The organism is Pseudarthrobacter sp. GQ63 (genome assembly GCF_059758765.1).
Window position 1 is genome coordinate 614,541 of the sequence record NZ_JCAXEF010000001.1, and the last position, 23,066, is coordinate 637,606.

Below are 23,066 nucleotides of genomic sequence, written 5' to 3' on the forward strand. Positions count from 1 at the left end.
ATGCAGATCGCTTTCTCGAAAAAGCTGACCGCGCACGAAACGCCGATTCCCGGCGTCGTCCTTTACGATCTGCCGGTGCATGGCGACAACCGTGGTTGGTTCAAGGAAAACTGGCAACGGGAAAAGATGGTGGCCCTCGGGCTGCCGGACTTCCGCCCCGTCCAGAACAACGTCTCCTTCAACGAGAAGGCCGGAACCACGCGCGGCATCCACGCCGAACCGTGGGACAAGTTCATCTCGGTGGCCACCGGGCGGATCTTCGGCGCATGGGTGGACCTCCGCGAGGGCCCGTCGTTCGGTGCAGTTTTCACCGCTGAACTGGACCCCAGCCAGGCGATCTTCATTCCGCGCGGCGTGGGCAACGCTTTCCAGACCTTGGAAGACAACACGGCCTACACCTACCTGGTCAACGACCATTGGTCAGCGGATGCCCAGGGCCAATACACTTTCCTGAACCTCGCGGACGAGACTGCGGCGATCAGCTGGCCAGTGCCGCTGGAGGAAGCAGAACTGTCCGAGAAGGACAAGGCGCACCCCCGCCTCTCGGATGTTGTACCGATGCCGCCCAAGAAGATCCTCGTTGTAGGTGCAGACGGTCAGTTGGGTAAGGCGCTGCGGAAACTGTACGACGCAGACGCAACTGTTGAGTTTGCCGGGCGCGCCGGCTTCGATCTGGACAGCGAAGCGTCCTTCTTGGAGCGGAACTGGAAGAACTACTCCACGATCATCAATGCCGCCGCTTACACCGCGGTCGACACTGCGGAAACGGCGGAGGGCAGGGCGGCCGCCTGGTCCGTCAACGTTGCCGCCGTCGCTCGGCTGGCCCGCGCCGCCGTCGAACATGACCTCACCCTTGTGCACGTCTCATCCGACTACGTCTTTGATGGTGCCCGGGAGAGCCATGGCGAAACCGAACCCTTCACCCCTCTGGGTGTGTATGGCCAGACCAAGGCCGCAGGGGACGCCGTGGTCAGCGTGGTTCCCCGCCACTACATCGTGCGGACCAGCTGGGTTATCGGTGAGGGCAACAACTTCGTGCGGACCATGGCATCCCTCGCTGGCCGAGGCATAGAGCCGTCCGTGGTCAACGACCAGGTTGGCCGGCTCAGCTTCACCGAAGACATCGCAGCGGGCATCCGACATCTGCTGGAGTCAGAGGCAGAGTACGGAACGTACAACCTCAGCAATGACGGGGAACCGCAGTCGTGGGCTCAGGTAGCCCGCGATGTTTTCGAGCTGTCGGGGCGTGGGCGTGACGCCGTTACAGGTGTCAGTACGGAGGAATACTTCCGCGGCAAGTCTGCAGCTCCTCGACCACTCAACAGCGCTCTGGATCTCGGCAAGATTAAGGTGTCTGGTTTCCAGCCCCGACCTGCCCGGGATGCCCTGAAAGCGTACCTCGGCCAGGTACTGGCGGAATAGCGGTAAGACCTCATGCCCTTTGATGCCAATTCTTTCGGCGTGGTCGCACTCGCGGCTTATCAGCCTGACCTGAAGCTCTTCGCTGCCCAGTTGCGGTCAATTCAGCAACAGACTCATTCGAACTTTCTGTGCGTCATCTCGGCAGATGGCGGATCAGAGCAAATCCGCGACTTCGTTGACCACGAGTTGCCTGGCGACGAGCGCTTCCAGGTCATTGGCTTCGATGACAGGCTGGGCTTTTTCGGAAACTTCGAGCGGGCACTTCGGAATGTCCCTTCCGAAGCCGAATGGGTGGCGCTTTCTGACCAGGACGACTATTGGTATCCATCCAAGCTTGAGGTGATGCTTCCGCACCTGCAGAACGCAAGCCTCGTGTCCGGGCAAGCACGGGTGATCAGACTTCCCGGTAATGAAGTGATCACCTCCTCCACCCAAAGGAAGAATGTTGACCTCGACGCGCTGCTGGCCCAGAACCAGGTGACAGGCAGCTTGGCGCTTTTTCGGTCTGATTTGCTGGACTTGGCGCTGCCTTTTCCGCGGCTGAACACTGTCTCCCAGGTTCATGACCACTGGCTGGCGGTCTGTGCGAAATCCTCGGGGGGAGTCGCGGTGCTGGGTGACGTTATCCAAGACTACGTACAACACGGAGGAAACGTGTTGGGCGAGGTAGGCGCACAGAAAAGCATTTTTGCCTCCTTCCAACACCTGGTTGCTCTTTCCAGAAAATATGAAGGCAGCGCAAGCCCAATTTCGATCCTGAAAACAGCGCATGGGTTGAGCTTCGGGTGGCGCAAGGTGATGGCGGACACCCTCTCTGCGCGGGTCACGCGACCTGTCCACGGATTTGAAGCAGGCATTGCTCCTTTCCAAAGCGGACATCGGTGGACAACGACGTTGAGGACCCTGGTCACAGGGCTGCAGCGAGGGGATATCGCCGTGCCCTGTTTCGTAGAGTTCCTGGCGGGCATGCCACTGGAGTTGATCAACCGTGGCAAACGCTTGGAGACCCGCCCAGGCAAAACTGGGAAAGCTGAGAAGAATGTGTTGTTGACCAAGCTATTACGGAGAGAAGTGCCGAACGATAAGAAGCAGTCCCAAGGATCAAATTTGGGTGCCACGTCGTCCTATCGGGGAAAGATAGCGATTGTTCTCCCCGGGTTCAGTAAGTACCCTATCGGCGGCTACAAAGTGGTTTACGGCTACGCGAATTTCCTGGCCGGGCGGGGATATGAGGTGACGTTGATTCACGCATTACTTCTGTGGGGCGCCAAGCGCCGGGACAAAGACTTCCGGCGACCTATCTCATCCGTCATTTCTGGGCTGCGCCCGTTTCGCAAGCCGAAATGGATGGACTTGGACACGAGGATCCGATCCTATACGCTGCCCTATTTGATGCCCGCAATGCTGCCCAGGACTGACTACCTCGTGGCCACGGAAGTTCAGACGGCGAAGCTTGTTGAAAAAGCAGCGCGGCGGCAGGGAATTCCTGCGTCCTACTTCATCCAACACTATGAGGACTGGTCGGCTGAACCTGAATTTATTGATGCGACTTGGAAACTCCCCATAAGAAAAATCGTTATCGCTCCTTGGCTGCAAGCCCACATGAGGTCATTGGGGGAGGAATGCGATCTCGTTCCGAACGGTATCGACCCCGAGGAATTCCCGGCGGGGCCTCCGCTCAGCGAACGTGCCTACGACATCTGTGCCATGATTTCCGATGTTCCCTGGAAGAGGGCGGACCTTGTGGTCCAGGTTCTGAACTCGCAAGTCAGCAACAAATCAGGAGTCCGCGCTATAACTTTCGGTACGGGTGAAAGGCCCATTTCTCTTCACTCGGCCGTGAAGTACATCAAGAATCCGACTAAAGCGGAGATTCGATCTGCGTATCAATCATCCAAACTTTATCTCTGCGCCAGCGACGGAGAAGGTTGGCACCTGCCGCCTGCAGAAGCGATGTCCAGCGGATGCGCAGTGGTCTCCACTGATATTGGTGGCGTGAGGGCCTATGCGGAAAACGGTGCTCTGTTTTCTCCCGTGGGTGATGCTTCCGGCCTTGAACAAAACATTGAGCTCCTTCTCAATGACCACCAGCTGGCTGAGAAGTTAGCCGCACGAGGTCTGTCTGACATGAGAGAAAACAGCCCAACGAAGGCGGCAGCTAATTTTGAGGCAGCGGTAACCCGTGGGGCCTAGGGGTTGGTCCTCCCAATGAGCAGGACTTTACTGCTAAAGCGTTTCGCAGGCTTCACATTCGTGCCGTTGGTGGGAACTCTTGCCCCCTTGCTCCTATTGCCCATTGCTGCGCGCGTCGGTGGAGTAGACGGATGGTACAGCTTGTCTGTTGGGCAGGCGGTTGGCACTTTTGGAAGCATTGTTATCACCTACGGCTGGAATGTCCTCGGCCCCGCCCTAGTTGCAAAATCAAGTGACGAGGCTTTTAGGCACAAGCTGTGGGCCGAGTCGCTGGGCGAGCGGCTACTTCTTTCTACAGTTGTTCTCCCGGTAGCTGGTGTTATCTCGTGGGCCTTAGGTGCGGAGGGTTACAAACCCTTTACGGTAGCCATGGCGCTTGCTTTCTGCCTAAATGGCTTGACGCCCAACTGGTTTTTTATTGGTGCTGGAGATCCCAGGGGACTCGCTCTTTATGAGATGTTTCCCCGCTTGGTAGCCACGCTGTTGGCGGCTGTGCTCATCTTCATCACCCAATCACTCTGGTCGTACCCTGTCCTGTGGATATTGTCGTCCATTGTGGGCCCGATTGCGGTACAGCGGAAGTTCCAATGGCCCTCGCTTTATGTGGGGCGGAGTTTTACCGAAATCCTCCGTGGCCTGCGGGCCAGGCTGGGTGTAGCAGGTATCGACGCCCTTGGTGGAGTATACGTATCTGCTCCCGTGCCAGTGGCAGGAGCAACAGGGAGTGCGTCAGTCGCCGGTAGCGTCGCCTCTTCTGACAAGCTTTACCGCTTCGCGCTTATCACGGTGACAACACTCGGAAATACTCTGCAAGCATGGACTCTAGACCCTGCCGCGGAGAGCCCCAGGCGGCGACATATGGGAGCAATTGGCGCTCACTCGGTTCTAGGGTTATTTGGAATGCTTGGACTGGGACTCTTGGGTGAATTCGGTACCGAAATTTTGTTCGGTGAGGCCGTCAAAGCTGATTCACTTACCATGTGGTTTTACGGTGGTGCCTTCTTTGCCGTGTCTGTGTCAACGCCCCTGATCAGAAACATACTGGTCCCGTCCCTAAAGACCCGTTTCGTTCTTGCCGGGACGGCCGTTGGAGCATTGTCGGGTGTTGTAGCCATGTATCTGCTCGGTCAGATGTTCGGAGCCACGGGAGTAGCTGCCGGATTCATGCTAAGCGAACTGCTGTTGGTGCTGGTTATCTTGCCCCCGTCCCTCAAACACCTTTCGCGTATTCCACGTACTGGTTCCCGGCCATCCGTGATTTCAGGGTAACTCGTCATGTCCATGAAGGTCCCGCGCCGACTTTGACCTTCCCGCATTTCCAGTGCGTTTGTGGTCTGCACATCCTGTTTTCCAGGGGTCCGGATTCCGGGATCGTAGGGGTGGCTGTGACAGGTTTGGATGGCCCCGGTGGGACGGTTCTACCTGGCCCCGCTTCATGACTCGCCGGGCACCTTGTGACGGTTATTTGTGGCCCCACCTTCAACGTTGGATTCATCAGTGGATGGATGCGGCGGAAGGCTGGTCTGGATGGAGTCGAGAGTGGAATTGTTCGCACGGATCCGAAGGGACGCACGGGTTGAGGGGCTGTCGGTTCGTGCATTGGCGGTCCGGCATGGAGTTCACAGAAGAACGGTGAGGCAGGCACTGGACTCAGCTACCCCTCCGGAACGCAAACCCAGACGAGGTGTGTCGTGGAGGCTGGAGCCATTCAAGGGCGCGATCGATGGGATGCTGATCGAGGATACGACGGCGCCGAGGAAGCAGCGCCACACTGCATGCAGGATCCTGGCCCGGCTCATTGAGGAGCACGGCGCGCAGGAGTTGTCGTATTCCACGGTGCGTGATTACGTGAGGGTCCGCCGGGCCCAGATCGATGTGGAGGCCGGACGCCGCGTTGAGGTGTTCGTTCCCCAGGAGCATGCGCCGGGCGCGGAGGCGGAGGTGGATTTCGGCGAGGTCTGGGTTGTGCTGAACGGTGTGAAGACTAAGTGCCACATGTTTGTGTTCCGGCTGTCCCACTCCGGTAAGGCCATCCACCGGATTTACCCGACGCAGGCGCAGGAAGCATTTCTGGAAGGCCACATCGAGGCCTTCAACGTTCTGGGCGGCGTCCCCACTAAACACATCCGTTACGACAATCTCACCAGCGCTGTCACGGCGGTGGTGTTCGGGCAGGGCCGGCAGCGCCGGGAGAATGACCGGTGGGTGTTGTTCCGTTCGTTCTATGATTTTGATGCTTTTTATTGCCAGCCTGGCATCTCAGGGGCGCATGAAAAGGGCGGGGTTGAGGGCGAGGTGGGCCGGTTCCGTCGCAACCGGCTCTCGCTAATGCCCGTCGCTGAGTCTCTGGATGAGCTCAACGATCGCATCCGGGTATGGGAAGCCCAGGACGATCGTCGGCGGATCAGGGAGAGGATCCGCACCGTCGGGCAGGACTTCGACCACGAACAACCTCGTCTGGCTCCGCTGCCGGCGGAGGAATTTGATCCGGGTCTGGTACTGAACCCACGAGTTGATAGGTCCTCGATGATCACGGTCCGGATGGTGAAGTACTCCGTCCCTGCCCGGTTCATCGGCCAGAAGGTCCGGGTCTCGCTGCGGGCCTCAGAAGTTCTCGTCTTCGACGGCCGTGCCGTTGTCGCCCGGCATCAGCGGGTAGCCGCCCGGTCCGGGCAGTCGGTCCAGCTGGATCACTATCTCGAAGTCCTCAAAACCAAACCCGGCGCCCTCTCCGGCTCCACCGCTCTGGCCAGGGCGCGGGAGTCCGGGACGTTCACGTCCGCCCACGAAGCCTTCTGGGCCGCCTCCCGCCGGGTCAACGGCGACGCCAACGGGACCCGCGAACTGATCGACGTCCTGCTCCTCCACCGGTCCATGGACGCCGGAGACATCCAGGCAGGGATCATTGCCGCGCTGGGAGTGGGCGCAGTCAGTGCCGACGTCGTCGCGGTCGAAGCCCGCAGACACGCCACGACCTCTTCTCGGGGTGGGGCCAGTTCCGACCGTCATCCCGATGCTAATGCTGAAGAGAAAGCGCAACGGGTTGTCAGTCTCACCCAGCGCCGGCTTATGGACCCCGCCGCCGTCATCGCAGGGCTCCCGCCGGACGCCCGGCCCCTGCCCTCAGTCAATGCCTATGACGAGCTGCTGGCCAAACGCACCGAACACCCTGCAGGAACAGCGTCGAAGGAGAACATCTCATGAGCCCCACCGCACCGGCCACCACCATCACCCCGACCCTGCGCCGGCGCCGCGGCCTGACCGAACATGCAGCGGTCGCCGCCGTGGACCAGGCCTGCCGCCGGCTGCGCCTGCCCACCATCCGCGCGGTCCTGGACGAAGCCCTCACCGTCGCCGGGAAGGAACAACTCTCCTACCAGGGCTTCCTGGCCGAGCTATTGCTGGCCGAGTGCGACGACCGGGACCGGCGCTCCTCGATCCGCCGAGTGAAAGCCGCGAACTTTCCCCGGGACAAATGGCTCGGGGACTTTGATTTCGATGCAAACCCGAACATCAACCCCGCCACCATCCACACCCTGGCCACCGGGGAATGGATCCGCAAGGGACAACCCCTCTGCCTGATCGGGGACTCCGGAACCGGCAAATCCCACCTGCTCATCGGACTCGGCACTGCCGCCGCCGGGAAGGGCTACAGGGTCAAGTACACCCTCGCCACCCGGCTCGTGAACGAACTCGTCGAAGCTGCCGATGAGAAGGTCCTGGCCAAGACCATCGCCCGCTACGGCCGCGTGGACCTGCTTTGCATCGACGAGCTGAGCTACATGGAACTGGACCGCCGAGGCGCCGAACTCCTCTTCCAGGTCCTGACCGAACGAGAGGAGAAGAATTCCATCGCGATCGCCTCCAATGAATCATTCTCCGGCTGGACGAAAACCTTTAGCGACCCCCGCCTCTGCGCCGCGATCGTGGACCGGTTGACCTTCAACGGCACGATTATCGAAACCGGCACCGACTCATACCGCCTCGCCCGCACCATAGCCCAACAGGCACCTAGCTAAAGAAGCCGACGGGGCCGGATACAGGGTTCAGATCGCGATCCCTCGTCACAACTTTCTCTCCGGCGCCAAATGCTTGGGTGGATGATCCGTCACCGCAAGGCATGCCCTGGGCTTGTCTACAATTGCACGCTGAGGACTGTTCGAATGATGTTTCCGCCTCGATCATCAGCGACACGATACATTCCGATTTTCTCGGCTACCCGCTCAGAGGCCCGGTTATCAGGATGGATGATCGCTACGAGCTCGGTGGCCTCAGTATGTTCTTCCGCGAAATTGAGGCAAGCCGTGGCTGCCTCTGTTGCAAAGCCCTGGCCCTGTAGGTCTGATCGCACGTGGTATCCGACCTCAAGCTTCCGTACTCCATTTACCAGTTGCCAGGTCAGGCCACAGTCGCCGACGAATTTTCCCTCATGTGTTTCGACCACCCATAGCCCGTACCCGTACTCTGCATAATTGGCCTGGTTCCACTGAATCCAGCTTGCGGCTTCCGCCGTTGACTTAGGAGCGGGATAAAAACGCATCACCTCGGGGTCTCCGAGCAGAGAGGCCATGTTATTCAGGTCGGCATGAGTCATTTCGCGGAACTGCAGTCGGGCAGTGGGTTGCGGCTTTGGCATCTGACCACTCTATTCGAGCGCGTATCCAGGGCCCGTTAGCCGTCACCCGAAGCTTCCTCAGTGGGGCCAGGAATAACCGTCATGCTGGGGCCAAAAAAGGTTGACATAGTCATAGGGGTCGCCCAGAAGAGGAGTTCCTCATCACCGTTGCAGCCCTCGCCGACGTTCTCCGCAATTTTAGCGTGCGTCGATCGGCTCTGCGCTTCTGAGGGTTTCAAAGGGTGGGTGGCTCTTCGCAGCCGAGGGTGTAGTCGCGGCCTGAATCCGCCGGCGTATAGCAGCGATCTGGTGATGTAGTTGGTCAGGTTGCGGAACCCGAATGCGGAGCCACGCAGATGCTCCAGGAGGCCGTTGATCGCCTCGGTCGGTCCGTTGCTGGTGCCGGGCCAGTCGAAGTAGGCCAGCACGTCGGCGGCGCGCTTCTCCAGGGTCCGGCCTAGTTTGGTGATCTCGGCCAATGCCTTGGGGACGCCGCCACTGATCGAGTGGATCAGCTTGACCATCAGCTCGCGACCTTTGCGTCGGTCGTCGTGCAAGTAGGCGGCGATCATCCGTTGATAGATGCCCCAGGTCGCCTCGATCTCGACGTGGGCGTGGTCGGCGAACAGTGCGGTGAGCCCCTTTGGCTTCGACACCACGAAGTCAAAGGGGCGCCGCCACAAAGGCACGCATGGGAGGGAACTATTGACGACAGCCTTGGCAGCTATGACTAGTACGTCAGTGACCGGCAACCCAACTGCGAGTTGTTGGTACTGAAGACAGAAACCGCGACCCCGTAGGCGCAAACGCTATATTGGCCTCGCGCCGATATAGGCACAGCAGTGACGAAGCCATGGTTTCCAATGGTCTGCAGCGCGTTGTTTACATCTGGGCGACTGCCGCTAGCAGTAAACGGGTAACCTCGTGTGCTTCCGTCTGGATACTTGACATAAACGTGAACTGGAATGGATGAGCCCGGAAACGACGGATCCAACGTCCAGCCCTGTGACACGAGAGAAGCTTGACCGTTGGAAACCTGCACGGCGGCGCTGTCCAAATGCCCCATTGTGGGTGGTGTGGAGTTGACGGTGATGTCCCTGCAGCCCAATAGTGTCGGCCCAGTGGAAAGTGGCGCAGCCCCAAGGGCCTGAGTACATGCCGTGTAGCTACCGGCGGCGCTGATGGCAATCGAGGCCTGGAAACCATGATCGCCGACTGTTGCCAGCGCAGCGTTCACGTCCGGCCTCTTTAGGTTTGCGCTGAAAACGGTGCCTGGATTGGCACCGCCTGAGCCGTCTTTGGACACCAAGTAGACACTTACGGACGAGCTGCTGGCAGGCAGAGCGGGATCAAGCGCCCAGCCCGTCAGCTGTAGAGACGCGGCATTAGGAGTTTGTTTCAGGGCAAGGGCGTCGTAGCTGCCAATGGGCGGCGGACTTGGAGCCACCGTAAGTGTCTTGCACGACAGAAGGACATTTGAGTTTTGCCCGATTGCATAAACGCAGGCTTTGTATGTTCCAGCCATTTTTAGGGGTACTTGGTAGTCGAAACCGTGTGACGAGCCCAGACCGGTAACTTCATTTACGTCAGGCCTGGAACTATTGGCGGTCATGCGGAATCCCGTGGTGGCTCCGTCAGGGCCCGTGACGTATGTATCTGCATAGGTGCTTGCTGCGGGTTTGGCTAGATCAATCGCCCAGCCTTTCAGGTGAAGCGAGACGTTCTGGGCCGTTCTAACCTGGCCTATGTTGTCGAAAGAACCGATGGGAGCTTCCACCCCGGATGCCGTGATGCTCTTGCAGCCGAGCGCAGTATTGCCGAACGCGCCGATGGAGTGGGCACACACCTTGTAAGTCCCCGAAGTAGCGATGCCGATGCTGCCGTCGAAACCGTGGGAGGACCCGTAGCCGAACGACTTGTCAACGTCCGGCCGGTATGCATTCGCCTTCCAGGGGTAACCTGTCGTTCGCCCATCGGGCCCGGTGACATAAATATGTGCTTCGTTCGCCGCCGGCGAGTTAGCCAGATCGACAGACCAGCCGCGTACCCGAAGCGAGACAGTGCTTCCATCCCGGCTGACCGCAAGATCGTCGAAGTTGCCGACGGGCATCCGGACGCCGGCGAACCGTTGGAGGGAGGCGTAATCCCCGTTCCAGACATTGGAGTCACCAGCGAATGGTCCAGTGCTGCTGTATTGCCACATGCTGTAGGTGCTCCAGCTGGCTGTCGGAACCGGTCCTGCATTGTTAGTGGGGGAGTTGGGGTAGGCCGCAACCCAGAGTGGGTAGTCACCAAAACCAGAAGGGTTGCCCAGGCACTGGTTCCACCAGCTCGTGTTGGTGTAGATGACAGGCAACCGGCCCGTCATCGTTTGCATTGTGTTGCCGAAATCCCGCACCCACGACGTGAGCTGGGAGGGGGACATGTTGTAGCAGGTGTTGCCGAAATAGAAGCCGTTGATCGTCCGGCCCTCGTATGGGTTGAACTCGAAGTCGAGCACTGGCGGCATGGTGTATCCATCTGAGGACCAACCTCCGCCGTTCTGCACGAAGTAGCGCGCCTGGTCTGCGCCTGAAGACCAATTGGGAATGGCGAAGTGGTACGCGCCGCGGATCATCCCAACGTTGCGGGACCCCTGATATTGGGAGCTGTAAGAGGGGTTCTTGTAGTAATTACCTTCAGTGGCCTTCACGTAAGCGAACCGTGACCCCATGTTCCACTGCTGCTGCCAATCCACGGTCGGTTGGTGGCCGCTGACGTCCAGTCCCTGGATGCCAAAAGTTGGCATCCAGGTGCCTTCGGTAGACAGCGACTCCGTACTTAGCCGCTTGAAGGAATTGGAAGGAGCCGACGCGGTGACGCGAGCGGACCGTTGCCCCATCTCGGCCCCGCCGACGCCAACTGCTTCCGCCATTGACTGCGTAGCCTCGGCACTGGGCTCAACAGACGGTGCATCCGCGGGGGCTGTTTCTTCGGGGGACGGCGGTGCCGAGGGAGTCGTCGGAGAGGGTGCGACAGCAGGCGAGGAAGCACCCGTCAGTGACGACGTTGTCGGCGTTGGAGCGGGCTCAGCGGCGGACGCGATACCCGCCAAACCTGGGCCGGCCACAAGGGAGGCAGTCAGAAGGGCTATCCCGAGGGACTTCATGACGGGGCGACGGGACTGAGACAGGTTCCGCTTCATTTTGGCTCCGGAAACAATGAGGAGCTCCTGCGAGTCCTCATCTGGGTTGCTGCTTCGGATGGTTCCCCCAGGAATCAGCCGAACAGGGATTTGACACTTAACGCGCTCACCATAGCACCGTGTTGCTGGTGAAAACAGAGGTGCTCCTGGTGCATGTGATGATCCTGTGGCAATCCTGCGTTATCCACAGACGATCCTTGTGACTTGGCAGGCTACTGTCTGGTACCTAGTCTTTATCCCAGTTGCACTGCCTCCGCCGGGGGGCGGCAGTTGTATTGGGGAACACATGGACGCGCTGGGAATAGTCGAAGATGAAGTCCGCGAGCTCATCCGTCGCCGAGGGCTTGATCCGCTCCATCAGGCCGGTGAGGTGCGCCGGCTGGTGGAGGCGGCGGTAACGGATTACGACGAGCGGGCGCTGATGGGTCCGCTTCCTCCGATTGGTCCTTTGGATGCGGCCCGCAAATTCCTCTTCGACGCCGTCGCCGGGTTCGGCGTCCTGCAGCCCCTCCTGGACGATCCAGCCATTGAAGAGATTTGGCTGAACGCTCCCAACGAAATTTTTGTGGCCCGGAACGGTGAGTCCGAGCTGACTTCGCTGAGCCTCAGTGAGCAGCAGGTCCGCGATCTGGTTGAGCGGATGCTGAAAAGCTCCGGCCGACGGCTGGACATGTCCTCTCCGTTCGTGGACGCTGCCCTTCCCGACGGGTCCAGGCTCCACGTGGTCATCCCGGACGTGACGCGCAGGCATTGGGCCGTCAATATCCGGAAGTTCGTGGTCAAGGCCAGTCGCCTCGAGCATCTCGTCGACCTGGGCACGCTGACGCCCCAGTCAGCCCGCTTCCTTGGCGCAGCCGTATCCAGCGGGCTCAACATCCTGGTCTCGGGCGCCACCCAGGCCGGCAAGACCACCATGCTCAACTGCCTGGCGGCCAGCATCGGCAGCCGGGAGCGTGTGATCACCGTGGAGGAGATTTTCGAACTTCAGTTTCCCCTGCGCGACGTCGTCGGCCTTCAGTGCCGCCAGCCAAACCTTGAAGGCGAAGGCGAAATACCGCTGCGCCGCCTCGTTAAGGAAGCGCTCCGGATGCGTCCGGACCGCCTGGTCGTGGGGGAGGTCCGTGAAGCGGAGAGCCTGGATATGCTCATTGCCTTAAACAGCGGGCTTCCCGGCATGTGCACCGTGCACGCAAATTCTGCCCACGAAGCGACACGTACAGAAAAGCGTGTACGTGGAGGACGTGGCTGGCTTGTTCAGTCAACGAAACATCTGGGTGTCGAGGTGTACCCGCCAAGGACAAGGCCTCTTCGATCCTGCGCCAGAAGTCTGAACCCGCACAGCACATGGAATAACGCCATCGGTCACCGGGGACCGTGACCGAAAACACCGTGTCACCGGTTTCGGAGATGTAATGGCAAACAATCTGTGGCGTCGCTTGTAAGGAAGGAGATGAGCACGTTTGTCGCGAGGGCTTTTAGTCCTAGTGCTGCGGTCCCTGGACTGAGACGGGCTGGCTCCTTCGTCTGCGGTAGGTGCTATCGGTCGCCGACTGGGTCTTGCCAAGTTGGCCGCCGCATCAGCCCCGTGAAGTGTTTCAAATTTTGCGGCCGACGCCTGCCACACAGCCTGTTCACAAGCGAGGTTCGCGGCCGTGTTGGATGGACGAGCATGAATAACCGCCATGATGTAATCAACTCCGACAGAGAGAGGAAGTTATGGCGCTCAAAGGCCACGGATTCGAAGTAGTGGGAATAAGTCTCTTCGGGCCGCAGCCCTTGGACTCGGTTCACCTGGACCTCCATGACAAACTAACGGTCCTCTATGGACTGAACGGCAGCGGCAAGACCTCCATTCTTCGTGAGGCAGAAGCTGTCCTCCAAGGCATCGGTCCCACGGAAGTTGGTGGCGCTGCCTCCAGGCGGTCATGCCTACACATCCGACTCACCCGATTGGACGAGCGCGGTCGCGGCCTTGCTATGTCTCCTTTCGAACGTGCCCTTCTCGATTCTGTCGGCGGGTCGGAATTCGATCCCGGGCGACTGTCCGAAAATTGGGATCGCCGCGAAGCCTGGCACATGCTGACCAATGACTTTCTGGGTCAATCGTCCGACTTGCACTCTGACTGGATATGGGACGTACCCCTCCTGGCCCAGCAGACGAGCATTGATCTTTCTCTGGTTCCAAGTGGCACTCTTGCAAGCCCGGCATGGCAGACCTACTTGAGTGCACAGTTGAGCGCGGAACAATGGGCATCGCTGCGTGTGTACAACGAAAAATTTCGAGATGCAATGAGTGCCATGCTGGCGGATCCTGACGTCAAGCATCTAGATCAGATGAGAGGCTTGCGCTCTCCGCTGATCGATTTCGAGGAAACCTTTTGGAACCGCCTCGTCGAAGATGAAGGCCAACTGGAGAGAGACTACCTGTCTCACTGGCCACAGCACTTTTCAATACCGGTGGCGCCGCTTGGCGAGGTGCTAGATGCGCCTGTTCACGTCATTTCTGACAGAGGAACCATTGCCAGCGTCACTGACACCACCAATCGCATGCTGGTCCAGCTTGCTGAGCAGCACGGCGAGTTGATCGAGATAGCGGACGCTACGACAACAGTTATGAACCCAAGCTTTACGGCGGGTGTGGCGCAACTTGAAAGAGACGCGAACCTGTTTTTGGAGATGACCGGGCCGCACTTCTTTACCTTGGCCCTGGAGCTGAAGTCGCCTAGTGAGTGGTTTGTCGGGGAGGTGCCGGAGTGGACAGCAACGGTGGAGGGCCGAGGCATCTCGATTGGCCGATTGTCGAGCGCTGAACTGCGCTGGGCCCTGGCATCCTTGCAGTGGGCACTGTCCGGGCTTGACGAAAGTCGACCGCAGATCCTCATTATTGATGAGCCGGAGCGGGGGCTTCATCGGATGCGAGAGCGAGAACTTCCTCATATGCTCAACGCCCTTCGTAACAATTCGACGACACTGATGGTTTTAGCAGCCTCGCACGCGCCGGCATTCCTGGACGTGAGAGTGGACGCAGCCCTTCATCATGTGTCTCGCTTACGCGGCTATCCGACCGTTCTTCGCAACGTTGATTTGGGGACAACGTCTCTAACTTCTGAGACCGCTACTAACCTTGGCCTTACCCCCAGCGACCTGCTCCAGTTGACTCGCGTTTTTGTATTGGTGGAAGGTGTGCACGACGAGATCGTGCTCAGCAGACTGATTGGCAAAGACCTTCGTAGGGCAGGTGGTCGAATTTTGCCCATCAATGGGGCAGCCCACGCCCGATCGATCGCCGATGCACGGATCCTGTTCGATGCCACTGATGCCGCTGTTGTTTTCGTCATCGATAACGTCAATGGCCCCAAGGCCCTGGAGATTTGGGACAGCGCCACGGGGCTTTATCTCGAGGGAAGGCACAAGCAAGCAAGGGCAGCACTGGCTGAGCTGCTGAGTCAAGGCTCTGGAGGAGAGCTGGTCTGGCTTCACGCGCTGGGGGAGAGAGCCATTGATGCCCGGGTCTTGCACCGAATTCACCCCATTGGCCTATCCAAGCGTGACATACTCTGCTATTTGCCCCCTTCTTGCTTTCTTTCTGGTGAAGCGACGTGGACTCAGCTCGAGGCTGACTTCGATAAGGCTCTTGCCGCGGGCGTTACAAAGGATGACTTCAAGTCATGGTTGCGTAAGGCTCGAGGCGGATCGTTCAGTCGTGAGGACGTCCATAGGGCGGCGGAGGCAGCGGAAGAGATACCCGCTGAGTTCGTGGATCTGGCGTTAAAGGTCCAGGAACTGGCCTTGATTGGGGCGCGCGACAAGCTATGGGACCCGAAAACAGGAGACTAGCGAAATATGGCGGCTAACGCCCGGGGTGCGGCCGTATGCGCGCTGCCCAGCATTGGTTACCGCGTAAGGTGCCACACGGCTGTGCCACGTGTAGTAGGTGGCGGTGACGTGAGCGCAGGATTAGCCGTGCCGCCACCACCACTCCGGGCGCGCCGGGAAGCCACCGGAGGTTGCATCGCGGCGCGCCCCGAATTGAGTCTTCACGAGGCCCGCATAGACTGACTTGGCGTCGAACCATGGGGCCAAAAACCGGAGCTGACGCTGACAATACGAATTTAGAGGAACGGAACACCTTGACGCTCTCGACGACCGAGCCTGGACACCTCAGCCAACGGCAACTCGAGTCAACACTCTGGTCGGCTGCCAACGCCCTTCGTGGGCCAGTGGACCCCGGAGATTTCAAGGCATATGTCTTCCCCGTGATGTTCTTCAAATGGATCAGCGACAGCTGGGACCATGAGCACGCCCAAGCCCTCGAAGACTTTGGCGATGCGCTGACAGAGGAGATCGAAGCCGACTACCACACGTTTGTCATCCCCGACGGCTGCCACTGGGCAGACGTGATCGAGACCTCCCAGCAAACTGGTGTGAAGCTCGACGCTGCACTGCAGCGCATTCAGCAGGCCAACCCGGATGCCTTAGCCGGTGTTTTTGGTGATGTGCAGTGGGCCAACCAGGATCGGCTCCCACAACCGGCCTTAGCTGCCTTGCTAAATACATTCCATTCCGTCCGGCTGGATCCTGACCGTGTCAACGGGGACATGCTCGGATCAGCCTATGAGTACCTGCTTCGTGAATTTGCGGAAGCGTCGGGCAAGAAGGCCGGCGAGTTCTTTACCCCGCGTCACGTCGTGCACCTCCTCGTCAAGATCCTCGATCCCAAGCCTGGCGATACAATCGCCGATCCCGCATGTGGTTCCGGCGGCATGCTCGTAGAGACGGTGACGGCCGTAAAGGAGCAAGGCGGAGACCCCCGAACTCTGCGCCTCCATGGCCAAGAGATCAACCTGACCACGTCCGCAATCGCGAAAATGAACCTTTACCTGCACGGTCTCAAAGAGTTCAAGGTGGTTCGCGGCGACACGTTCCGCGAACCGAAACTGCTTGACGGCGACGGACTGCAGAAGTTTGACGTCGTGATCGCCAACCCGCCGTTCTCATTGCAGAACTGGGGCGCCGAAGGCTGGGCCAACGACCCATACGGCCGCGTGGTGTGTGGGGTGCCGCCAGCTAAAAACGGCGACTTCGCATGGATTCAACACATGGTCGCGTCCATGAAGGAGGACACCGGTCGAGTCGGAGTCGTCATGCCGCACGGCGTATTGTTCCGCGGCGGCAAAGAAGGAGCAATTCGGGAGTGTCTCGTTCGGAAGAACCTGCTGGAAGCTGTTATTGGCCTGCCCAATAACCTCTTCTATTCAACTTCTATACCCGTCTGCCTGTTGATTTTTCGGAAGCACAAACCAACCGAACGCCAAGACAAGGTGCTGTTCATCGACGCATCCAAACGGTTCGTTCCCGGCAAGAATCAGAACACCATGTCCGAAGAGGACATCAACATCATCGACGCCGCCTACAAACAGGGGGACGACATCGACGGCGAAGGTGGACTGAATCTGCGGCTAGTCGGGCGGAAAGAAATCGAAGAAAACGGCTTCGACCTCAACATCGGCCGGTACATCAAGACCGAAAGCATCGCCGAGGTCAATGTTGAGGAGGCACTCATCGCCTACCAGGAGAGTCGCGAACAGCTCGCTGCCGCCGAAGCTGTGTTGGCTGACAAGCTGAAGGCGGCCGGCTTTGTCATCTGAGTGGGCAACGGTTTTGTTGGGAGACCTGTGCAAGTTCACCAAGGGTACATCCCCAACCCAGAAGACTCTCCCTGGCGAATACCCGCTAATCGTCACAGGCGCCGAGCCTTTGTCCTCAGCTGAGTTTCAGTTCGAAGGTGAGGCTGTGTGCATCCCCATGGTTTCGTCCACTGGTCACGGGCATGCATCCCTAAAACGCGTGCACTACGCGAGCGGCAAGTTTGCAGTTGCCAATATCGTGACGGCCTGTGAGGTCAAGAATCCTGCGGCATGCAGCACACGGTTCCTTCATGTCTACCTCCAGCATTTCAAGGACGACCTGATAGTTCCGAGGATGCAGGGCACGGCTAACGTCTCCTTGTCCCAGAGGGAGTTGGCTCAAGTACCTGTCAAATTGCCTCCTATGGTGGAGCAGCAGCGCATTGTGGAAATTATGGACGCCCTAGATTCCGCAAACGAGGCGGTGAATTCATTGTCCGCCAGCTGCCATAACGTCCTTGGTGCTGAGGTGGCGCGTTTATACGCAGAAGCTCCCTTGGTCCGCATAGAAGAGGTTGCGAGTGTCCTCTCAGGGTTCGCGTTCAAGAGCGCCGAATTTACCACGAACCCAGATCATAAGAGGCTTCTTCGCAACGATAATGTGGGCACCGGCAGGGTTGAATGGGAAAGCGTCAGACACCTGCCTCCGGACAAGGAGAATGCGCGGCACGCCCGCTATGACCTCGCCGTTGACGACATCGTTGTTTCGTTGAATAGGCCGATTATCAAAGCGGGGGCTAAGGCGTCAGTGGTGACCCAAGGCGACTTGCCGTGCTATCTCGTACAGCGAGTGGCCCGCGTCCGCCTGTTTGAACCGCTTCACCTCCCTCTTGTACTGGCTTCATTTCACTCCACTTCGTTCCTGAATTACGTGGAACTGGTTCAAAAGTCGGCAGGTCACGTCCCAATGCTCAGCGCAGGCCAGATAAGCGAGTTTCTGATACCGGACCCGCGATTGCTGGGGGCAGAGCTGGAGTTGATCACGGCTATCAAAGCCATGGAAGACGCCACGCGGCATACGGCCAGCAGGGCGGATGAGGTTCGGACTCAGATCACGTCAGCCCTCCTGTCCGGTACACATAGAATTCCACAGATGTATGACGAGCTAATGGGGGCGTAGGTTCATGGCGGGATTCAATGAGTCGAACGCGGTGCAGCAACCAATTTTGGACCTACTGGTAGCTGCGGGCTGGAAGCACGTTCCGGGGCATCAGCTGGACCGGCACACCGAAGATGTCCTGATCGAGTCCGACCTGCGGGCCGCGCTGGCGCGGCACAACCCTGCCATAGCCGAGGAACCAACTCGTGCGGCGGAACTGATGTCCCCGCTGCGCAGCCTAATGCTGTCCGCGCACGATGACGGGCTGGTCCCGACCAACCAGCATTTCCTGGAATGGCTGCGCGGACAGAAGACCCACCGCTTCCAGGGCCGGGACGGATTTGACCCCGTCCAACTGGTCGATTTCCGGAACCCAGGAAACAACATCCTGGTCGCCTCCGATGAGGTCACATTCGGCACGCCCGGCCATTCGTGCAGATTTGACTTGGTGTTGTGGGTGAACGGCATTCCGCTAGTCATCATCGAAACCAAGACGCGGCTGGACGCCCGGATCACCTGGCTGAAGGCCGCCCACGAAATCCACGCCGTTTACGAGCCGGGCTGGCCGGAGATCTTCGTTCCCAACGCGTTCTCTGTCGCCACCGACGGCAAGGACTTCCACTACGGCGCCGTCGGCCAGGACATCGAATCGTGGGGCGTCTGGGGCAACACGGAAGAGGACATCCTTTCGACCGGTTGGCCGCGGGTGAAACGCAGCGTCGAGCTGCTGCTGAATCCGCAAACCGTCCTGTCGGTAATCGCCGACTTCACCGCCTACGAGCTCAAAGGCAAGCACTCTGGCCTGCCGCGGCTGCACAAGATCGTCCCCCGCTATCCGCAGGTCGAAGCTGTCCGGGCCATCCACGCCCGCGCCCTGCACAGCACCAAAAGGCAGGGCCTGATCCACCACACCCAGGGTTCGGGCAAGACGTTGGCCATGCTGTTTGCCGCCGTAAAACTCGTGAACGAGCCGAAGCTGAAAAACCCGTCCATCGTCCTGATCGCCGACCGGGTCCAGCTGGTCACCCAGATGTACCGGCAGTTCCTGCGTGCCGGCATGCCCTCGCTGCAGGCCCCAGAGACGGCAGCTGACCTGCGCCGCATTCTGGCCGAGGACCGGCGGGGAATCATTTTTACGACCGTTCACAAGTTCAAGAACGCCGGGGTGCTGAACACCCGGGAGAACATCATCGTCCTGGTCGACGAAGCCCATCGGACACAGGAAGGTCAGCTGGGCAAGTTCCTGCGGGCCGCGTTCCCCAACGCCCGCTTCTTCGGCTTCACCGGCACGCCCATCGCGGACGAGGACCGGAACACCTACGAGCTCTTCGGGGACCCGGACGACCCGAACCACGCGATGAACACCTACGACTCGGACCGCTCCATCGCCGACGGCACAACGGTGCCAATGCACGTCTCACCCCGCCTGGTCGACTTCCATATCCGGAAAGATGACCTGGACAAAGCCTTCGACGAGCTCGCCGCAGAGGAGGGCCTCACCGAGGAGGAACAGGAGTACGTTGCTGCAAAGGCCACCGATACCCGCACGTTCTTCGCCAACCCGGAACGGGTTCGGAAGGTCTGCGCCGACATCATTGACCATTTCTATTCGACCGTGGACCCGCTAGGCATGAAGGCCCAGGTCGTCGCCTATGACCGGGGTTTGTGCGTGGCTTACCAGGACGAACTCACCCGCCAGCTGCAGGCCCGTGCCCAAGAGGGCCTGGCTTCCGGCACCCCCGATGAAGCGGCCATTGTCATGTCTATCCAGTCCAAGGATGACGCAGCCTGGCAGAAGTACAAGCTGACGGACGAAAAGGAAGAGGCGCTCCTCAACCGCTTCCGGCAGCTTGGGGACCCGCTGAAATTCATCGTCGTCACTTCCAAGCTCGGTACGGGCTTTGACGCACCCATCGAGGGTGTCATGTACCTGGACAAGCCGATGAAACTGCACACCCTGTACCAGACGATCACCCGGACGAACCGAAACTGGAAGAACCCGGTCACGGGCCAGGAGAAGCGCTACGGCCTCATAGTCGACTACGTGGGCCTCGGTGACGGCTTCGCCCGCGCCATGTCGCCGGCGAACCCGGAGCACGCCCGTAAGCAGATTGAAACCGATGCGCTCCTGGAGCAGTTCGACATCGAAATCGCCAACGTCTTGGACAGGTTTGCCGGTATCGACCGCGAAAGCACCGGCTTTGAAGCCCTTCAGGCGGCCCACGACCGGCTGCCGGATGACAAGGCTATGGAGCGCTTCGCTGCCCAGTACGGAATGCTGCAAGGCATCTGGGAGGCCGCGTATCCTGACCTGCGGCTGGAGAACCACCGGGCGGACTACAAATGGCTGTCCAAGGTGTATGCCTCCGTGGCCCCCGCGGATGACACCCGGGACTTGCTCTGGCACCGGCTGGGCGCGAAAACCCTCGAGCTCGTCCACGGCCACATCGGTGAAGTAACCGTTAGCGACACCGGTGTCGACGTGGTGATAGCCGATGAGGGGACGATCAAGCGGCTCATTGAGGCCGGAGTCATTGACCCAGACGAAGGCAGCAGCGATCCTACCGTCACCACAGCCGGAGCAGTCATCGACAATATTGCTTCCAGGCTCCACAAACGGCTCTCCGGGGATCATGGTAGCCACCGCGCCTACAAGACGCTCTCCGAGCGGCTGGAGCGGCTCCGCGAACGCAACCTGGCCAAAGCCCACGACTCTGTGGATTTCCTGCGCGACCTGCTGGATCTGGCCAGGGACATGGCTGCGGCCGAAAAGGCGGAAGACGACTTAGGGGAAGCCGGACTGGATCTTCTGCCGGACCCGAACGTGGGCGCCCTCACCCAGATTTTCGAGGAGTACAAACCCGCCGGCGTCCCGGTGATCGTCGGGAAGGTCGTCGCCGATATTGACGCCATCGTGAAGGAAGTCCGCTGGGACGGCTGGAACAACTCGAAAGAGGGTGACAGGGCGGTCCGCATCGCGGTCCGGAAAGTCCTGGTCAGATATGGGCTGCCCGCTTCGGGGGAACTCTTCGACCGGGCTTACGCCTACGTCGCCGAGAATTACTGAACCTGCCCGTCAGCTGCGACTGCATTACTGGCTTTGTGCTGTTTGATCCGGGCCCTCACCATACGACGCTGAAGGCCTGCCTGGCAGCGGCCACCAGCCGGGCCGCGTGCTCCAGCAGGTCGACGGGACGGGCACCGTCGAGGTAACCCGTCGGAGTCATCGCCCACAGCGCGAGACTTTCCTCCGACCGCCCGGCTTCCTTCGCAGCTTTCAGGAGGTCGCTGATCACAGGTCTAATGGCGCGCTCACCGCGATCGACCTGAAACCCCGGATACCTGTACCCGTCAGGCCGTCTGACACCGATCAAGCTGCCTGCGGCTCGCTGCTTTGAGGCGAAGTCCAAGGTGGGCGCGTCGACGGATTCGCCGAGTTCGTCGTCGGTCAGCAGCCTTCAACAGTCCGCGGGCGTACCGTAAGTACTCGAGACAATGAGCGAACGACCAGGGGCAACTGTGGCACCAGAAAATGATGCGTATGAACGATCAATGGCTGATCAAAGACGGTGGCAGGCTGAAGTTGCCAAGGAGACGCTGGGCATGCAGGAGGTGGCCGCACTCCTGAATCCCCGAGACCCTGACGCGAGCCGGGTCAGGCAACTTGTTGAGTCCGGAGATCTGCTCGGCATCCAGTATCAAGGCGATCTCAGGTTTCCGCGGTATCAATTCAGAGGCGCCTCCGTCCGCGAGGTTATCCCCGCGCTCCTGGCTCTGGCTAGGCGCAACGAAATACCTCCGTGGGACGTCGCGTACTTTTTGATCTCGCCCAGCAGCCTGTTCGCCGCCCAGGACCGCCCAATCGACCACCTGGACGACCCCGACCAGCTGCTCACCGCTGCGACATACGCATTCGAGGCGACTTGGTAGTCGACACCAGAACCGGCTAGTCGCTCCGATTTTGAGCCCGGCGGACCGGGAAGTGAGCGTGGTTTGAACCGGTGCACCGGCAAGCATATCTCCAGCCGCAACGCCCAGAAAAGCGACCCAAGTGAACCGTCTTGAGCCGGGCAAATGAGGCTCAGAACGAACAGGTCAGAAACGGGTTGGGCAGGGTCAAAATGGGCTGGACTCGAAAGTCCAGGAAAGGGTCTTCATGACCCACTTTGAGGCGGTTCACTGTGGGGTCAGGATGGGCGGTTCAGGCGGGTCAAACTGAACCGTTCAAGCCAGCTCAGGTCCGCCGGATCTGGGCGGCCCGAAACAGGGTCACGGAGAGCCGGTCACGCAGGGTCAGAAGGCGCCGGATCGGCGGGGTCAGAGACCAGGTCGTTGACCTGCTCAACGACAGCGAAGGCTCAGCCGTCCAGGACATCCCAGTCGCCGAGGACCTCCCAGCCAAGGGTCCGGGCCACCGCTGTCATCTGCTCGAAGTTGAAGGCCAGAGAGTCGGGGCTGTACCGCAAGCTGTGCAGCTTCTTGCCTCCAAAATGACGAGTTCCCGGGAATGATCCTCCTGGTCCTCGGGCTGTCCGTCCTTCTGGACGATCGCGACGCAGGCGTGCATAGGACAGGTCCTCGATGGGTGCCAGAAAGAGTCCAGGGGGAGGGGCCGAAAAATCGGGGGCCGGCGGAAGAGAACGGAAAGAGTAACGAACAGGGAACCAAAGAGTCAGCGAACAGTGAATCTAAGAGGTATCTAAAAGAGAAGCTGAATGGTCATCAAGCAGCCTTCCGTAGCGTCTAGGTCAACGCTCTGTGTACGTCCTGTCTGCTCAGCGCCTCGATAAGCCGTCGTAGGGCGAAGCCCGGAGCCGGCGTTCGCCGTAACGCCACCACCCAGCTCAGCGAACCGCTAACACAAAG

The 23,066-nt window shown here is 59.7% G+C and carries 14 protein-coding genes and 1 pseudogene; 11 read left to right on the forward strand and 4 right to left on the reverse strand.

The window, feature by feature from the left end:
- The 5 genes from AC6CHP_RS02940 (at nt 1) to istB (ending at nt 7,634) form a co-directional block, all read left to right on the forward strand.
- The gene (locus AC6CHP_RS02940; RefSeq protein ID WP_498228112.1) at nt 1-1,422 is read left to right on the forward strand and encodes a sugar nucleotide-binding protein; all 1,422 of its coding nucleotides are present in this window, start codon (nt 1-3) and stop codon (nt 1,420-1,422) included.
- 12 nt (nt 1,423-1,434) lie between these two features.
- Nucleotides 1,435-3,615, forward strand: a complete 2,181-nt coding sequence (locus AC6CHP_RS02945) for a glycosyltransferase (protein WP_498228113.1) — start codon at nt 1,435-1,437, stop codon at nt 3,613-3,615.
- Between the two features lie 15 nt (nt 3,616-3,630).
- Nucleotides 3,631-4,884: an oligosaccharide flippase family protein gene (locus tag AC6CHP_RS02950; RefSeq protein WP_377193845.1), complete on the forward strand. Its 1,254-nt coding sequence runs from the start codon at nt 3,631-3,633 to the stop codon at nt 4,882-4,884.
- A 258-nt stretch (nt 4,885-5,142) separates the two neighbouring features.
- Nucleotides 5,143-6,819: an IS21 family transposase gene (gene istA / locus AC6CHP_RS02955; protein WP_498228114.1), complete on the forward strand. Its 1,677-nt coding sequence runs from the start codon at nt 5,143-5,145 to the stop codon at nt 6,817-6,819.
- Complete coding sequence (istB, locus tag AC6CHP_RS02960; RefSeq protein WP_498228115.1) at nt 6,816-7,634, forward strand: IS21-like element helper ATPase IstB; 819 nt, start codon at nt 6,816-6,818, stop codon at nt 7,632-7,634. The genes istA and istB overlap by 4 nt, the downstream gene beginning before the upstream one ends.
- A gap of 116 nt (nt 7,635-7,750) precedes the next feature.
- Here the strand turns inward: istB and AC6CHP_RS02965 are convergent, their stop codons facing one another.
- The 3 genes and pseudogenes from AC6CHP_RS02965 to AC6CHP_RS02975 form a co-directional block, all read right to left on the reverse strand.
- Complete coding sequence (locus tag AC6CHP_RS02965; protein WP_498228116.1) at nt 7,751-8,251, reverse strand: GNAT family N-acetyltransferase; 501 nt, start codon at nt 8,249-8,251, stop codon at nt 7,751-7,753.
- A 239-nt stretch (nt 8,252-8,490) separates the two neighbouring features.
- Nucleotides 8,491-8,868: pseudogene (locus AC6CHP_RS02970) on the reverse strand (transposase); the annotation flags it as partial.
- Between the two features lie 92 nt (nt 8,869-8,960).
- The gene (locus AC6CHP_RS02975; RefSeq protein ID WP_498228117.1) at nt 8,961-11,018 is read right to left on the reverse strand and encodes a lysozyme; all 2,058 of its coding nucleotides are present in this window, start codon (nt 11,016-11,018) and stop codon (nt 8,961-8,963) included.
- Nucleotides 11,019-11,700: 682 nt separating this feature from the next.
- Here AC6CHP_RS02975 and AC6CHP_RS02980 point away from each other — a divergent pair.
- The 5 genes from AC6CHP_RS02980 to AC6CHP_RS03000 all read left to right on the forward strand — a co-directional run bounded on the left by AC6CHP_RS02980 (nt 11,701) and on the right by AC6CHP_RS03000 (nt 21,267).
- Entirely contained in the window at nt 11,701-12,792 is a 1,092-nt protein-coding gene (locus AC6CHP_RS02980) for a TadA family conjugal transfer-associated ATPase (RefSeq protein WP_498228118.1), read from the forward strand.
- Between the two features lie 338 nt (nt 12,793-13,130).
- Nucleotides 13,131-15,251, forward strand: coding sequence for an AAA family ATPase (locus AC6CHP_RS02985; RefSeq protein WP_498228119.1), 2,121 nt, complete (start codon nt 13,131-13,133; stop codon nt 15,249-15,251).
- A 293-nt stretch (nt 15,252-15,544) separates the two neighbouring features.
- Complete coding sequence (locus AC6CHP_RS02990; RefSeq protein ID WP_498228120.1) at nt 15,545-17,062, forward strand: type I restriction-modification system subunit M; 1,518 nt, start codon at nt 15,545-15,547, stop codon at nt 17,060-17,062.
- A complete protein-coding gene (locus AC6CHP_RS02995; protein ID WP_498228121.1) occupies nt 17,052-18,221 on the forward strand; it encodes a restriction endonuclease subunit S in 1,170 nt (389 codons plus the stop codon). The genes AC6CHP_RS02990 and AC6CHP_RS02995 overlap by 11 nt, the downstream gene beginning before the upstream one ends.
- 4 nt (nt 18,222-18,225) lie before the next feature.
- Nucleotides 18,226-21,267, forward strand: a complete 3,042-nt coding sequence (locus tag AC6CHP_RS03000) for a type I restriction endonuclease subunit R (protein ID WP_498228122.1) — start codon at nt 18,226-18,228, stop codon at nt 21,265-21,267.
- Nucleotides 21,268-21,322: 55 nt separating this feature from the next.
- On the opposite strand, the gene AC6CHP_RS03005 is transcribed toward AC6CHP_RS03000, so the two are convergent.
- Complete coding sequence (locus AC6CHP_RS03005) at nt 21,323-21,496, reverse strand: hypothetical protein (RefSeq protein WP_498228123.1); 174 nt, start codon at nt 21,494-21,496, stop codon at nt 21,323-21,325.
- Between the two features lie 256 nt (nt 21,497-21,752).
- Between AC6CHP_RS03005 and AC6CHP_RS03010 the strand changes: the two genes are divergently transcribed.
- Nucleotides 21,753-22,130 carry a hypothetical protein gene (locus AC6CHP_RS03010; RefSeq protein WP_498228124.1) on the forward strand — a complete coding sequence of 126 codons (378 nt, stop codon included), beginning with the start codon at nt 21,753-21,755 and terminating at the stop codon, nt 22,128-22,130.
- The last annotated feature ends 936 nt before the right edge of the window (nt 22,131-23,066 follow it).